Source organism: Marinobacter sp. (assembly GCF_048266785.1).
In the GTDB taxonomy this organism is placed as follows: Bacteria; Pseudomonadota; Gammaproteobacteria; order Pseudomonadales; family Oleiphilaceae; genus Marinobacter.
On record NZ_JBLWYX010000025.1, the window covers coordinates 1 to 13,460 of the forward strand.

15 protein-coding genes are annotated in these 13,460 nt (G+C 54.7%); 9 read left to right on the forward strand and 6 right to left on the reverse strand.

Annotation, left to right across the window (positions count from 1 at the left end; all coding sequences use genetic code 11):
* Positions 1-323 precede the first annotated feature (323 nt).
* Genes ACN0V1_RS19840 through ACN0V1_RS19860 form a run of 5 tightly spaced genes read left to right on the forward strand, consistent with a single transcriptional unit; the run spans position 324 to position 2,709 of the window.
* Positions 324-674 (forward strand): hypothetical protein, encoded by a 351-nt coding sequence (locus tag ACN0V1_RS19840; RefSeq protein ID WP_417546638.1) that lies wholly within the window; start codon positions 324-326, stop codon positions 672-674.
* Between the two features lie 3 nt (positions 675-677).
* Positions 678-1,439 carry a hypothetical protein gene (locus ACN0V1_RS19845; protein WP_417546639.1) on the forward strand — a complete coding sequence of 254 codons (762 nt, stop codon included), beginning with the start codon at positions 678-680 and terminating at the stop codon, positions 1,437-1,439.
* 42 nt (positions 1,440-1,481) lie between these two features.
* Positions 1,482-1,673 (forward strand): hypothetical protein, encoded by a 192-nt coding sequence (locus ACN0V1_RS19850; RefSeq protein ID WP_417546640.1) that lies wholly within the window; start codon positions 1,482-1,484, stop codon positions 1,671-1,673.
* Positions 1,673-2,173, forward strand: coding sequence for a hypothetical protein (locus ACN0V1_RS19855; RefSeq protein ID WP_417546641.1), 501 nt, complete (start codon positions 1,673-1,675; stop codon positions 2,171-2,173). Before ACN0V1_RS19850 ends, ACN0V1_RS19855 begins: the two co-directional genes overlap by 1 nt.
* Complete coding sequence (locus ACN0V1_RS19860; RefSeq protein WP_417546642.1) at positions 2,170-2,709, forward strand: hypothetical protein; 540 nt, start codon at positions 2,170-2,172, stop codon at positions 2,707-2,709. The genes ACN0V1_RS19855 and ACN0V1_RS19860 overlap by 4 nt, the downstream gene beginning before the upstream one ends.
* Positions 2,710-2,727: 18 nt before the next feature.
* Here ACN0V1_RS19860 and ACN0V1_RS19865 read toward each other — a convergent pair whose 3' ends face one another.
* Complete coding sequence (locus tag ACN0V1_RS19865) at positions 2,728-3,309, reverse strand: plasmid pRiA4b ORF-3 family protein (RefSeq protein WP_417546643.1); 582 nt, start codon at positions 3,307-3,309, stop codon at positions 2,728-2,730.
* Between the two features lie 14 nt (positions 3,310-3,323).
* Positions 3,324-4,199: a transcriptional regulator gene (locus ACN0V1_RS19870; RefSeq protein WP_238871858.1), complete on the reverse strand. Its 876-nt coding sequence runs from the start codon at positions 4,197-4,199 to the stop codon at positions 3,324-3,326.
* Positions 4,200-4,335: 136 nt separating this feature from the next.
* On the opposite strand from ACN0V1_RS19870, the gene ACN0V1_RS19875 reads away from it, so the two are divergent.
* From ACN0V1_RS19875 to ACN0V1_RS19890, 4 genes are all read left to right on the forward strand, one after another.
* The gene (locus ACN0V1_RS19875) at positions 4,336-5,016 is read left to right on the forward strand and encodes an OB-fold protein (RefSeq protein WP_417546644.1); all 681 of its coding nucleotides are present in this window, start codon (positions 4,336-4,338) and stop codon (positions 5,014-5,016) included.
* A gap of 138 nt (positions 5,017-5,154) precedes the next feature.
* On the forward strand, positions 5,155-6,144 hold the full coding sequence (locus ACN0V1_RS19880) for a Fic family protein (protein WP_417546645.1): 990 nt from the start codon (positions 5,155-5,157) through the stop codon (positions 6,142-6,144).
* Positions 6,145-6,417: 273 nt separating this feature from the next.
* Positions 6,418-7,494 (forward strand): UvrD-helicase domain-containing protein, encoded by a 1,077-nt coding sequence (locus ACN0V1_RS19885; protein ID WP_417546646.1) that lies wholly within the window; start codon positions 6,418-6,420, stop codon positions 7,492-7,494.
* Between the two features lie 8 nt (positions 7,495-7,502).
* Entirely contained in the window at positions 7,503-9,347 is a 1,845-nt protein-coding gene (locus ACN0V1_RS19890; RefSeq protein ID WP_417546647.1) for a UvrD-helicase domain-containing protein, read from the forward strand.
* A gap of 259 nt (positions 9,348-9,606) precedes the next feature.
* On the opposite strand, the gene ACN0V1_RS19895 is transcribed toward ACN0V1_RS19890, so the two are convergent.
* The 4 genes from ACN0V1_RS19895 to ACN0V1_RS19910 form a co-directional block, all read right to left on the reverse strand.
* A complete protein-coding gene (locus ACN0V1_RS19895; RefSeq protein WP_417546648.1) occupies positions 9,607-9,900 on the reverse strand; it encodes a YkgJ family cysteine cluster protein in 294 nt (97 codons plus the stop codon).
* Between the two features lie 67 nt (positions 9,901-9,967).
* Positions 9,968-10,972, reverse strand: coding sequence for a hypothetical protein (locus ACN0V1_RS19900; RefSeq protein ID WP_417546649.1), 1,005 nt, complete (start codon positions 10,970-10,972; stop codon positions 9,968-9,970).
* Positions 10,973-10,987: 15 nt separating this feature from the next.
* Positions 10,988-11,560: a hypothetical protein gene (locus ACN0V1_RS19905; protein WP_417546650.1), complete on the reverse strand. Its 573-nt coding sequence runs from the start codon at positions 11,558-11,560 to the stop codon at positions 10,988-10,990.
* A gap of 18 nt (positions 11,561-11,578) precedes the next feature.
* Positions 11,579-13,330: a hypothetical protein gene (locus ACN0V1_RS19910; protein WP_417546651.1), complete on the reverse strand. Its 1,752-nt coding sequence runs from the start codon at positions 13,328-13,330 to the stop codon at positions 11,579-11,581.
* Positions 13,331-13,460 lie beyond the last annotated feature (130 nt).

Genomic DNA, 13,460 nt, shown 5'->3' on the forward strand with positions numbered 1-13,460 from the left:
CCCAGGCGCTTGATGCTGTGTGTCTCGCGTAGCAGGCTTTCCAGCTCTTCTTTAACCAATCGATCCATACCGCTTGCCCTCGTGTTTACTGGATCAGAAGCCAGTATGACGGTGTGGTGCGACAGAATGAGTCGCGGCGGGGCGGCTGTTCGCAGGGCGTAGAATTGCGCATAGGCAAGTGTGTTGGTGCCGGGTTCAGACTGGCGTTATTTAAACCTCCGGAGGGTGACGCTCAAGGCTATCAGTTGCAGGCTGCGACAGGCCTTGTCGCTCTCTATGGCATGCTGGTTTCAGCAAGCAAGAATCGAGGAGCTCGGTGGGTTATGAAAGGCAAAACCAGCAGCACTGATAGCGAGTTCGAGTTATTGCGCCTGGACATGTTGGCGAGGCAGTTTCCGGGCATTGTTCAGGGCTGTGGTCAGGTTGTTTTTGCTGCAGAGGATGATGAAGCCCGGTTGAGCCACGCCTCCTGGCGTACTGAAGGGGATCTGTTTGAAAGGGCAAGCGAGACTGGCTTCAAGCAATACCTTATGGAGCTGATTGACTGCTTTATTCAGTACCGCGCGCAGATCGGTCAGGCGAAGCGAAAAAACGGTGTCGTACGCATCGACCGGGGCAGCCTTATGATTGAATGGCTATCAGACGGCGATCGACTGGAAGCAGAAGGAACATAACGAATGGATGCATTGAAACAAGAATACGCGCGCATTCTGCAGGGGCTGCGGATTGATAAATTCAACCTGGATGAGGATGAGTACTCCGGCGTATTTCTACCTGAGCCCTTTGATGAGTATTGGACGGCAAAGAATAAGGTCGTGCTGGTTGGTCGGGAGACGGCAGGGTGGAATACTAAACCCGGGAAAAACACCATCAAGCGGGCTGCAGGACTGGACGATGTTTCGGTATCGGAGGTTGTAGATGAGTCCCTCGATCGCTACAGCAACCATTTAAAGTTGAAAGGCGAAAAGGTCGTCGATACGTCCAGAAGCCGTTTTATGCAGTACTACTTCCGGCTGGCCAAGGAGCTGGCCCTTGATCCGCGAGCGCTCATATACGCCAACCTTTTCGCATGGGACTACGCCAAGAAAAGTCCAAGGTGCCGGCCCGCGGACGAGTTCAACGAAATTGCGTCCATTTCCCAGCAACTGCTGGCTGCGCAGATACGATGTTTTAAACCGGATTTCGTTGTATTTGCTTCGGGCATCAGAGGCGCTGATGGGGTTATCCGGAGCCTGTTTAATGATCATCTCGGTGGATACCAGACCGCTAAAGACAAGCTGGTTCCGGGCAAACTCTGGGAGTTCGAAGCGGCCGGCGCCACCTGTTATCGCATAGCGCACCCGCGTGCTGAATATGGGCATGCGGAGTTCAGGGATCAGGTGATCGAACGCATCCAGGCCAGCGTTGCTTCGAGGCATCTGCATAAGGGCCGTCACTAAGGCACGACATTGGTCTTGGTTATTGGTAGGAGGTATCGCGGCATGGGGATTCTGATTAAGTATCTTTTCAATGCCAGCATCCTGATGCTGCAGCTGACCACGATGGGCTACGGGCTTTGGCTTGGTGTGACGGAGTCCTGGGGTATGGGGTTGTTCATGTTTGGGGTTGCGTTGCTGCTCGGCGCTGCGGCCTTTTCTGTGCCTGAACTACCTGATCCACCATCGGAGGCCTGATGACCGCTCAGATCGGTGATCTGCTTTTCTATCAGGGTGAACGGCTCACCATGTGTGATGCTCCGCTCGGCACCTACTTTCGTTTGGGCGGCGCCTATCCTGAGTTTGAACCTAGCTCCACTGCGCTCATGCGTGGTTATGTTGCCACTTGGGAGCTACTGGACGACCGGCTGTACTTGATCGCGATCCAGGGCTGGCTAAGTGATGGAGCGGACGCGTCGTTGGAGTCGGTCTTCCCGGGCTATCCGGAACGGGTGTTCGCGCACTGGTACTCCGGTCGCATCAGGGTCCCGCGTGGCAAGCTGCTGAAGTACGTTCACGCCGGCTACGCAAGTGTCTATGAGCGCGATCTGCTGCTTGATTTTGAACGGGGTGTGCTTGTCGCATCGGCGGAGAAGCACAACGGCGTATCGGACAACCCGGATGCTCCCGAGGGATATGGTGTCGGGGCGCTGACGGTGTTTTCGAGGCCGGGCACGCAGCAGGAGACGGACAATTGACCTATCTCTACCTGTATCTCGGCATTGGTCTGCTGGTCGGCATTGGCTTCAGCATCAATGGCGCGCGGGCCTACGCTAATGCCCCACCAATAACCGAGGTGGTAGCGCAGGCCCTTGACCCGGACTGGCAGCCACCCAGGCGGCGCTGGCTACCACTGATTCTGATCAGTAGTGTGATTTGGCCGGTGCTGCTTCTGCTTCCTCTACTGGAGCGGCCGTTTGAGCCAGAAGCGCCCAGACCCGAGTTCGCTGTAGCCGGGGACCATCTACTGGAGTCGCTTACAGTGGTTGAAATCGAAGCCCGAGAGCGGGTTTTCGATCCGCTTGGCGCGGTGCCCGACTTGCCATTCGGACACCTGAATACGGCCTGGCAGGATTTTCTCGCCGAGTGCGAAGAGGGCGTCGAGTTCAGGCGGTTTGCGGCTGATTGGAATGCAGGGTGGTGCAAGGAACGGCGCGAAGGCTACGTCGAGATGGTTGACGGCCAGCCGGGGCGTTTCTTCATGACGGTCTGCAAGACGCTGCCGGAGGAGTAACCAGCAGCTTCTTCAGACTTAACCCCAAAGGTTGTTGCAGATGCGCTGGACGGCAGCGTTGGCGGCCCTGCAGTCAAATACCGTCGGATCAAAGTGACCACCGGCCCAGGCCAGCGCCTCTTTGCCTTCGTCACTGTCTGGCCGAGCAATCGCCTGCAGAAAGTCCAGATACCCTGGCACGCCGCCCACATCCTCTGGCGGACAGGCGCCGGCACCATCGAGTACCTCGCACCAGGTGCCGGATACATCGCTCGGCTCCTGTGCTTCCAGCGCAATCACGTGTTGCCAGCTATCGCCAAAGTCATAGGTGTAGCGCACGCGATCTACATGCTTGAACGCCTTTGTCAGCTTGATGCGTCGGTCATCCTGCGCATCGCCCTGCAGGTCGGCAAACTCCGGGTCCAGCGGCGTATAGTGATTGAGCCCGTCCTGAAACTCATGCAGGTGGCAGCTGTGCCAGCCAAACGCCGCCTGGATGAAGTGATGGAGCTTGCGTAGCGTGCAGTCGCTGTTTACTCGGATCAGACGCCATACGGGCGGTTCGATTTGCAGCGGCTCCAGTTGGATAAACAATGTGTACAGCGCGGGTTTGGTTGCCATCGAGGATCCTTGGGTTACTTGTAAAACCACGGCTGCAGTTGCTCGAGGTTACCGACCACAATCTGCTGGGCTGTGGGCTTGGCGTGCACCTTGGTTGGGTCGATCTGGTAGCGCTGCAATACGTACTGCACCAATGCGCCGCGGGTCTGGATCTCCAGCTGCCCGCCGATCATGCCGTAATCCGCCTCCACGATGGCCCGCTGTTCAGCCTTCAAACGTGAGTCTGGCTCAATGATGACGGCGACTCGGGTATTCCAGCCTGTATCCGCCTCGCGCGTGTTGTCCGACAGGTCATCCATCAACTCAGGCACACCACGGAACCGACTAAGCACAAAGTCGCGGTAGTCCCCGTTCTTCTCGCAGTAGGCGCGCACATGCCAGCGCATACCGGTAAATACCAGCGTGTGCGGTGCGATCAGGCGCGTCTCTCCATCGGGCGTGGTGAACGACACATATTCACACTCAAGCCGTTGGCCCTCACGGCAGGCCTTCAGCAACGGCCGCAGCACCTCAGGACGCACCGACCTGTCCGGCACATCCAGCACCTCGGTATGGGCATAGGCCAATGCCAACCCTTCAATATGCGGCGCGCGGTCGTGGCTCTGGTTCAGCAGATGCAGGTATGCGCTGGCGCTGTCGTCGATAAAGCGCGGCTGGAACCGCTTGCTCGGCACATAGCCCTTCAGGTGCTTGTCGTACTCCAGATTCTTCGGCGCATGCTCGGTGATGTAGGTGTTGATGTCCTTGGAGGCCTGCTGACGGCTGATACCAAAACTCTGCATCAGGTGCTGAGTGGTCAACCGACCTTCCCACCAGGCTACCGTCTCGATCAGACGGTAGCGAAGGGCAAGATCCCAGCGAACGGATTCGGGGGTGGTGCTGCGTTTCATGGTGTCCTTACCTGTGCGAAAACTTTACCTGTATAGGTAAACAATATGGATCTGTCTAGAAAATCTACATATGTTCCTGTTTGGCTGCAAGCCTTCCCGCTGCAGCTTTCTCGTTATGGAAAACAGGGTGAAACATATGGCATTGATCGAATGTGGAGAGTGCGGCAGCACGGTGAGTGAACTGGCAGCGGCCTGCCCGAATTGCGGCGCACCGGTTAGCAGGCGCGCTGCCGCGAGTGCTGTGCGTGTCGTGGAGCAGCCACGTAGCGTTGGGTTCTGGCTTGGGGTGGGGATATTCCTGTTTCCGTTGATGTTTAGCTGGTTCCTGTTACGCAAGGGGCACTCCACAACAAGTCGGGTGATCGGCTTTATCTGGCTGGGTTTGTCTCTGCTTTTGATGGCTGGACAGCATGAAACAGAGACGAATAGCCGTTCTGTTGCTCGCCCCGATACAAGCACAGTCGCGCCTGCAGCATCCCGTCCGGCACCGGTAGAGCAACCGTTGCTGCAGGTCACTGCGAGTCAGTTGGCGCAGGCCTATGACCGCAATACTGTTGCCGCGGATCAGCAGTTCAAGGGCAAGCGTTTTTTGGTCACCGGTGTTGTTGATTCGATTAACACCGACTTTCTCGGACGCCCTTATCTGACGCTACGAGGAGGGGTGAATCAGTTCATGGAACCGCAGTTCGAACTGGATCGTGCCCATGAGTCCTACGCAGCGAAGCTACAGGCTGGCATGCGGGTCAGTCTTGTCTGCACGGGGAGCGGCGATATCGCCAAGACGCCAATGTCCAAGAGCTGTAAGCCCGCGGATTGAGGTTGCTTTGACTTGCGCGTACTGAACGCTTGAGCTGGCTGCGTTAGCTATCCAGAATGTAGCGGATAGTATTTACTGCAGGCGACGCAGTGCGCAGCCGCGGTGAAACGGCTCTTTTTGACTATTGGGATGTGATACGTGCCAGATTACCAACCTCCGTTAACGCTGACTCCCCGCATGCTCGCTCTAGTGGCCGAGATCAGCGAGCTGGTTGGGCGTTTGAGCGCACAGGAGCAGAGCCGCCTTACCCCGCAGCTTCGGCGCGGCAATCGGATTCGAACCATTCAGGCCTCTCTTGCCATCGAAAACAATACCTTGAGCGTTGAGCAGGTGACTGCGGTGCTTGATGGCAAGCTAGTGCTCGGGTTGCCGGCGGAGATTCAGGAGGTACGTAATGCGTTTGCGGCTTACGATGCTATGGCCGGTTGGCAACCCGACTCGGTGGAGCACCTGCTGACAGCACATCGCCTGCTCATGCATGGGTTGCTGGACGATGCCGGATGCTATCGAGCGGGCGGTGTAGGTATTTATCGCGGCGAGAAACTGCTGCACATGGCGCCACCGCCCAGCCGGGTTGCTTTGCTGATGCAGGACTTACTTGCCTGGCTCGCTGCTACCGAGCTACCGGCACTGATAGCCAGTTGCGTGTTTCATTACGAGTTTGAATTTATCCATCCCTTTGCGGACGGTAATGGGCGCATGGGGCGACTCTGGCAGACGCTCATCCTGAGTCGCTGGCAGCCATTGCTGGCTTATCTGCCGGTGGAGACGGTCATCCAGACACATCAAGGTGAGTATTACGCAGCACTTGCCGAAGCTGACAAGGTATCCGAAGCCTCCCCGTTTGTGCTGTTCATGCTGGGTGCTTTGCGCGAAGCGTTGCTTGAAGCGGTAGCTGGCGACCAAGTAAGCGATCAAGTAAGCGACCAAGTAGAACGGTTGATGGCGGTGCTGCAGCCAGGTGTTGCACTGAAAGCGAGTGAATTGATGGAGCTTTTGAATCTCTCTCATCGTCACAGCTTCGGCAAATCGTATTTGAAGCCGGCGCTTGCCGCCGGCTTGATCGAAATGACTGACCCCGCGTCGCCGCGGAGTCCTGTGCAGCGTTATCGGCGTCGCTTACGTTGAGAGCCCCGGGGGAGCGTGCCTTACGGAGCACAAGTATTCAGGTATGGCTGTTCGATCGGACACCATCCAGCAGCGTTGATCTACTTTTACCGGTGCGTATGCCGCTTAATCTTGGAGCGAGTGAGCTGCCTGAGGCTGCGTTCTGACTTTTGCACCTGGCTAGGCTATTCACGGTAGCTCTACGTTCTCAAGTCGCTATTCAGCGCGGCAGCGCTATCCCAATAGTTGTTCGCCAGCCATACTGGCACTCTGCATTTTTACCGCGTGCTGCGTATGACATCACACTCTGATGCGAAGAAAATTGCCCCTCATTGGTTGATGCGCCTGTTTGGCGCTGAAGCAGCCACATTTGTGCTCGATGAAAATGGACTCCAGGTCACGACTAGAGGTGGCGAAAGGTACCTGATCCTGTCCGAATCGCTAGCGTCAGAGGCAGTGCTTGAGGAAGGGATGTTTCTATCCCGTTTGGTACTGCAAACCAATCTTGGCCCTAAAGTGTTCTCCGGTTTGCGCAAGCAGGATGCAAACGCGTTGTTCGGCTGGCTACGTGAGCACTGGCTGAAGGAGTTGGCGCCAGATGTCGTTCAGGCCGCCGCTACGGTAAGGAGGATGTTGGAGCATGGATACCCGAGAACCTCAAAGGTTAGTGATGCGATTCATTTGGCGCACGCCGCTAAGGTTCGGTTTAGGCGAGTTCCCGAGCCACAATGGTGCACCCATCTGAGCGACGACGAGGTGGCTGCATTTGGCTACTTGAGCGACGTGGCTAGCTGGGATCAGACTGCCATAGAGGTGCTGCGGACCAGTTATGTTTCTCAACAGCTCGAGCGTTACACCGGGTTCTTTGATCAGGTCGAGAGCAAACCGCTAACGGAAAAGCAGCGCGAGGCCTGTGTTATTGACGAGGACAATAATCTGGTGCTTGCCGGCGCGGGAACGGGTAAGACCAGCACCATGATTGGCAGAGCCGGTTATCTGCTCGAAAGTGGTCAAGCCCGAGCAGAAGAAATACTGCTGCTGGCTTTTGCCAACAAGGCTGCGACAGAGATGCAGCAGCGTAGTCAGAGGCGGCTTGGTGATGCCGGTCTATCGATCAGTACGTTCCACAAGCTGGGCAAAGAGATCATTGCCGCCGTTGAGGGGCAGCAGCCCGCCTTGACCGCTCTCGCGGAGGATGATCGGGCGTTAGCGAGTCATGTGAACACATGGTTCGAGAGCCATCTACAGGTGCCTGCATACCGTCAACTGGTGCTGAAGTACTTTCGAGACCACCTTTATCCGGACGCGAACCCGTTCGACTTTAAGGCGACTACTACGAGTACATCAATGCAAACGAGATTCGCACGCTGAAGGGGGAGTTGGTAAAGAGCCTCGGTGAATGCCTTGTCGCCAACCACCTGTTTAGCCTAGGCATCGAATACCAGTACGAACCTGCCTACCAGCATAAGACGGCTTCTCCGTTATACCGGCAGTATCAACCGGACTTCTATCTGCCAGAACACGGAATCTACATCGAGTACTACGGCATCGACCGTCAAGGCAATACCGCACCTTACGTTGACCGAGAGCTGTATCACCAGGGTATCGCCTGGAAACGCGGCCTTCACCAGCAGCATCAAACGCCTCTGCTTGAGCTGTTTCACTATGAGAAGCAAGAAGGGACATTGTTTGAGTCTCTGGAGCAGCAACTGATAGCGCATGGTGTCGAGTTCCAGGCGCTGTCCCCGGAAGCAATGCTTGCGACCTTGCGCGAATTTGGAGCTATTAGCAGTTTTGCTTCGCTGCTGGCTGACTTACTAAAACGTTATCGTGCCAACTGCTACGAGGAAGGCGGGATTGAGCAAGCGATCGCAAGGGCCAGTAATGCTGCGCAAGTAGATGCAGCCATGAAACTGTTGCAGCCGATAATGGACGACTATGAGCAGTTGCTTGTTCAAGATGGCCATATCGATTTTGACGACATGATTGGCAAGGCAATAAGCTATGTTCGTGACGGTAAGTTCCGAAGCCCGTGGCGTTTTATCCTGGTAGATGAGTTTCAGGACATTTCGGACGCCAGGGCGCGTTTGATAACCTGCCTGCGTGATGCCGCCAGAGGCTGTTCGCTCTTTTGCGTAGGCGACGACTGGCAAGCAATCTATCGTTTCGCGGGGAGTGACCTGCGCTTCACCACCGCATTTGCCGCCGCATTTGGCTGCACCAAGGTAACGGCACTTGATCTGACATTTCGCTTTAACAGGGGCATTAGCGATGTAGCCTCTCGTTTCGTCTTGCAGAATCCGGAGCAGATCCGTAAGCAGCTCAACACGCTTCGCACTGAGCGGCTGCCAACCGTTTCGCTCATGCGAGAAGACAATCGCAAGCGCTCCAGCGTCGCTGAGCCTGATCGACTGGAAAGGGTTATTGAGCGTATCGCCGCAATAGCTCGGCCCGGAAGCAGTGTGTTTTTGCTAGGGCGATACAGTTTCATTTTGCCGGATCAGGCAGACCTCAAGCGCCTTTCCAGCAGATTCCCCTCGCTTAAGTTGGAGCGATATACGATTCATGCCTGTAAGGGCAAGGAGGCAGACTACGTCGTCGTTCTGGGTATGGAGTCAGGCAAGCACGGCTTTCCGTCCCAGAAGATTACGCATCCATTGCTGGAGGCTCTGCTTCCTGAGAAGGAGACGTTCGATCATGCGGAGGAGCGACGTTTGTTTTACGTGGCCCTGACCCGTGCAAGGCAACGAGCTTATTTGATTGCGGATATGGCTGTTGCCTCTTCGTTCGTCGTTGAGCTGCTTCGGGAGCAATACCCGGTAGAACTGAACGAGTTTGAGGCATCGCTTACTCAGCAGCTGTTTCATCTACTCAAGTGCGGTGCATGCAAAACCGGCTCGTTGGTGCCTCGCAAGAGCCAGTATGGCGCGTTCTTCGGCTGCAACAAGTTTCCGTTGTGCACACACCGTGAACGAGGGTGCCAGCGGTGCGGCTCGCAGATGCGCCGCGAGGGGCGCTTCAAAATTTGCATCAACGCGGATTGTTTGAACTGGGTGCCGACGTGCCCTCGCTGCAAGGCTGAGATGGTTCGTCGGAAGGGGCGCTATGGCGAGTTCTGGGGCTGCCGGAATTATCGAATAAAGGGGGACGGCTGCCGTCATACTGAGCCGCGCATCGACATTGATAGACGCCTGTTGACGCCGCCAGCCATTAGTTCGAGCTGACGGTCTGAGTGGTCCGCCTAAAAACTTGGCTTGTATTAATGGCTGCTATTGGGAGTATGCCCTGCTTATGATCTGAAAGGCCATAGGATGCGAAGGTCCGTGAATACTGCTGTTGTTTCTCAAGGCGGAATGCAACGTCTGGAGCAGGCCCAGCACCCATGCCAAAACAGGTCGCTGCGTAGAAAAGTGTTTAGGAAATTCAGGTGAGTCACACCGCCCAAAAAACTGCCCGTAGCCGTAAGCCACGGTGGGTGCCTAGCTACTTTGGCTCATCTGCGAGAGTTGTTAATAGTTCACAAGCTTGCAAATTGATTTCAACGAAATCGTCCCAGCTGTAAACTCTCGAGTAGTGCTTGGCGTATTGTACGTCCACTCTGCAGATTTCAGGTCGAGACGAGTAGATGCTGCATGCCTTCTTCGCCGGGTCGTAGTTCAGGCAAGTGCCGTCGCCTCTATCTAGATGGCGAGTTTGCGGAGCCTTGTCTACATGTTGGCAGCATAGCCCGCACCGGGTGCAGGGGAAGTCGTACTTTTTTTTGTCTGAACAGTGCATAGGTCAGGAAGCTGGGACGCCCCGAGCTTGGCTTGGGGCATCATTTCAGTGGGTCATATTGGTTCGGCTAGGCTTGGTCAGCAGCCATTACTGCGATCTCTTTAATGCGTTTTTGGGTGGAGAGTACCAAGTTGCCTTGCTCATCTAGAATTGGAGTGTCAATCATCGCTTTTATGAGCTGGGCAAATTTGACGGTTCTATATGTGACTTCCTTATCCTCGTTTGAGAATGAGCTAAAGTCGGTTCCTTGGCTGGCAATGGTTTTTTTCAAACTATGGACCGCGTTGCGCAGATGAGAGCTAATAGTTGAGAAGGTATTGTCAGCGAGTTTTGTGACATCGCCGATGGCTGTGAGCTTGTCTGCTATGATGTTGGACTCGGTTCGGAGAGTTTTTGCTTGCTCTAGATTCCCCAGTGCGGTGTTCAGCGCTTGCTCTCCCTTATTGCCAAGGATGTGGCCAAACACTGCGAGCGCCGGCCCCGCGACAATTCCTCCTAAAACAATCATTCCGCCAGCCATTCCATAACCCCCGGCTGCAAGGGACCCTCCTCCAAGCCATGCTAGCGTAGCGTTGGTGGCTGCTACTCCGCCGAGCGTAGAAATGGCTGTGCCTGTGCTGGCTGTTGCCAGCAACATTGTCCCATTGTATGCACCGAATGCTAATGCTGCGCCGCCGCTTAAGCCTGCTCCTAGGCCCAAGCCAGCGTCCTTCAGGGCCTGGTAATCTTGACGTAGGCCCGTTAATGGGTTTTGTGAGAAGTCCTGCTCGGTGAGCTTTTCTAACTCAGGGCTCTTAACTATCTCCACATTTTTTAACTGCTCAAAAGTTAGAATAAAATCCGCGATGACACCATTGAAGGCGCGCAGCTTTCGTTGCCCATATTGTTCTAGTGATTGATTCGTTGATTCGCGACGAGTTTCCACTTTTTGGTTCGCTTCACGAACAATGGCTTCTGATTCGGAGTTCGTCTTCTTGGCAGCTTGGTGGTCCAGAGCGCCACTGATGCCTTTTTTAGCGCCATAAAGGCCGGCCGCCGCCGCAGCAGCACCGATGATTAATGGGATTGGCATTATGTATCCTTTTGTTTATTCGAGTACGAGAGAAATGGTTTTGCTTATTTCGCTGTTTAGGACTTCGGCGCGCTCTTTGATTTCGTCAAAAATAAAATCTGGAAGCTTGCAGAGTTTCTTGAATTCATGAAGGAGCTCTTGCTCTATGGCGGATACTACCCCGTCGCGTAGTGCGACCAAGAACATTTCAAATAGCATGATCTTCGGAGTCTCTGGGCGAAACTCATCCTGGCTTTCTAGAAGCTCTGCAAGCACGATTTTTGCGGCGCTGGCTCTCGCGATGCTTTCTTGGGTTTTATGGATAGAAAGCGCTTTTATGTTTTTGACAAGCCGGCTCTCGATATCCGCGTTGCGGGAAAAAATAGAGCGATCCCATATCCCGGTAATACCTGCGGATTGCTTCAGCTCCTCGATAAGTTCATTTTCTTTTTCATTTGCCTGGATGGAAATGTTGCTGAGATCTGTATCGGCAGTCAGCTCGTCGTAGGTTTTTCCATCCCAAAGCACGGGGTTGTCTGAGAATGCAAGTAGCTCGGCGATGTCGATTAATAGATTCTTTTCTTGGTCGGGCAGTAGTCGAATGAGCATGTTTACCTAATTCTCCATCTATAGGCTTAGTGGTTTGTCAGAGCTCATGAATGCGTCGAATTCATCCATGCTTCGAAATTGTAGGTTGTGTCCAAGTAATGTCGCGTATCGATTGATTGCAATCGCGAAATTATCAATGTTGTTACTCTGGATCGAGAGGAAAAGCGTATCTGTTTCTTGGCGCAGTTGCGGAATCTCTCGTTGTATGAACGCATCGATTCTTGCCCGCTCGTGCATCAAACGCTCAAGAGCAGCCGCCTCGATAGTTCGGATGCGTGCAAGCTCCTCTCTAGAATGCGCTACGCCTTCGGCCGCCTCCAACGCACTCTGGTAGAAGAATGATGACAACGTATAGCCGATCATCCCGCCAATGGCTGCTCCGACAAACGGAATAGGAATAGCAACTTGGCCGACCGCGCCCATCATTCCAGCCGACAACATCCCAGTGCCTTTCTCACCTACCTCGTTTAGGAGCTGCGCTTCTGTGATTTCACCGGTTACATATCGCTTAACGCTGCTTCCTAGTGAAATGCAAACATTGACAGCCAACGCTGGAGCGTTAGTTGCGGAGAGTGAGCGTAAGGTTTGACTGCTAGACTGCTGCATCACGCCCTTCAGCGCTGACCCCGCAAATGCGGTGCTGTAACCCAGCGCCGCAGCAAACAGCGTGTCCTCCGCGATGTCCTGGGCCGCGTCGCTTGGCGCTTTTTCGTTCTGAGCGATGCTGAACGCATTTGTCACAATCGAAATGACTGCGCCGATAAGGGCGCCCCATTTTGCTCCCTCAACTCCAGCACGGTGGCTGGTTTTGGCGATCTCTGTAGCCGTGGTGCGCAGTGGTCGTGTGGCAGCAGCTCTTGCTTCCTCAGTCGTCAATCCTGAGTCAACGACTCGTTCTTCGAGCTTGTCGCAACGATCAGCCGTTTCGCGTAATCCTTTAGCCTTTTCGCGAAGGACGCCCGCTGCTTTGGTGTCAGCACCCTTTGCTGTAGCCTGGGCATCAAGCTCCTTGGCTCTATCTCGGAAGGCTTGTGCTTTCTCACGACACCGTCGCTTAATCTCATTGACTTGGTCGGATGGCACTTCAAGACAAATTTCGCTGACTCCAATTTCCCTGTTCGCCGCGACCCGCTCGTTTAAGTCTTCAGCGATGCTGTTCCATTTTTCCGCGAGCTCATGCTGGCCTCGCTCGGTAAAAACCGCCGCTTTCGCTTCCGCCCGCTTTACGCTTTCGAGGTGCTTCGCGGCCCTTGCCTCGCAAACCTCCAATGGATCAAGGTATCGGCTGTAGGGGCCGTCTTCTGCTACGATTTTGTTGATCAGCTTGTTTGGTGAGGCTTCGAACTTCATTTGAGTGAATGTGGCGCCGCCATCCTCACTCAATTTGATCCTGTCCACGACGGGGTGATTCGTGCCGTACCGCCGGCTTTGATCGTCCGCGCGAGCTGATCTGGCTGCGGACTTGTTGATGATGTTTTCAGCGTTGTCACGGCTCGTAGCGTGAATTTCTGCCGCGTTCCCGGCTTTCTGCGCCTCTCCGGTCTTTTGGCGGCTTAGACTTTTCAGCCCATCGCGTAGCTTGCGGCCTGTTTCATTGTCTACTCCACGATAGCCTTTGATGTACTCAGCGTTGGCGCTGCCAAACCGGAACACCACTTCGCTGGAGGACAGTGCAGTTGCGGCGCGAGCAGTATCCTTGCGAATTTCCCTTCTATTGTCGTCTTCACCCTTTGCAGTAGAAGACTTCGCCGAAAAAGAATCAGGGTGCATAGCGCCTCCAATGCGCGTGATATCTGGTAGCGGCCGGTAGCTTAGCTCACTCGACTCTAATACAGCTAAAGGCGCTTAGCCATCACTAATTAGTCCAAGATTAAATCAGTTTTGTTTCAGTGTTGAGTTT

Coding starts and splice junctions, on each gene's coding strand:
- ACN0V1_RS19840 (WP_417546638.1), top strand. CDS start 324: ATGAAAGGCAAAACCAGCAGCACTGATAGCGAGTTCGAGTTATTGCGC.
- ACN0V1_RS19845 (WP_417546639.1), top strand. CDS start 678: ATGGATGCATTGAAACAAGAATACGCGCGCATTCTGCAGGGGCTGCGG.
- ACN0V1_RS19850 (WP_417546640.1), top strand. CDS start 1,482: ATGGGGATTCTGATTAAGTATCTTTTCAATGCCAGCATCCTGATGCTG.
- ACN0V1_RS19855 (WP_417546641.1), top strand. CDS start 1,673: ATGACCGCTCAGATCGGTGATCTGCTTTTCTATCAGGGTGAACGGCTC.
- ACN0V1_RS19865 (WP_417546643.1), bottom strand. CDS start 3,309: ATGGCAACCAAACCCGCGCTGTACACATTGTTTATCCAACTGGAGCCG.
- ACN0V1_RS19870 (WP_238871858.1), bottom strand. CDS start 4,199: ATGAAACGCAGCACCACCCCCGAATCCGTTCGCTGGGATCTTGCCCTT.
- ACN0V1_RS19875 (WP_417546644.1), top strand. CDS start 4,336: ATGGCATTGATCGAATGTGGAGAGTGCGGCAGCACGGTGAGTGAACTG.
- ACN0V1_RS19885 (WP_417546646.1), top strand. CDS start 6,418: ATGACATCACACTCTGATGCGAAGAAAATTGCCCCTCATTGGTTGATG.
- ACN0V1_RS19895 (WP_417546648.1), bottom strand. CDS start 9,900: ATGCACTGTTCAGACAAAAAAAAGTACGACTTCCCCTGCACCCGGTGC.
- ACN0V1_RS19900 (WP_417546649.1), bottom strand. CDS start 10,972: ATGCCAATCCCATTAATCATCGGTGCTGCTGCGGCGGCGGCCGGCCTT.
- ACN0V1_RS19905 (WP_417546650.1), bottom strand. CDS start 11,560: ATGCTCATTCGACTACTGCCCGACCAAGAAAAGAATCTATTAATCGAC.
- ACN0V1_RS19910 (WP_417546651.1), bottom strand. CDS start 13,330: ATGCACCCTGATTCTTTTTCGGCGAAGTCTTCTACTGCAAAGGGTGAA.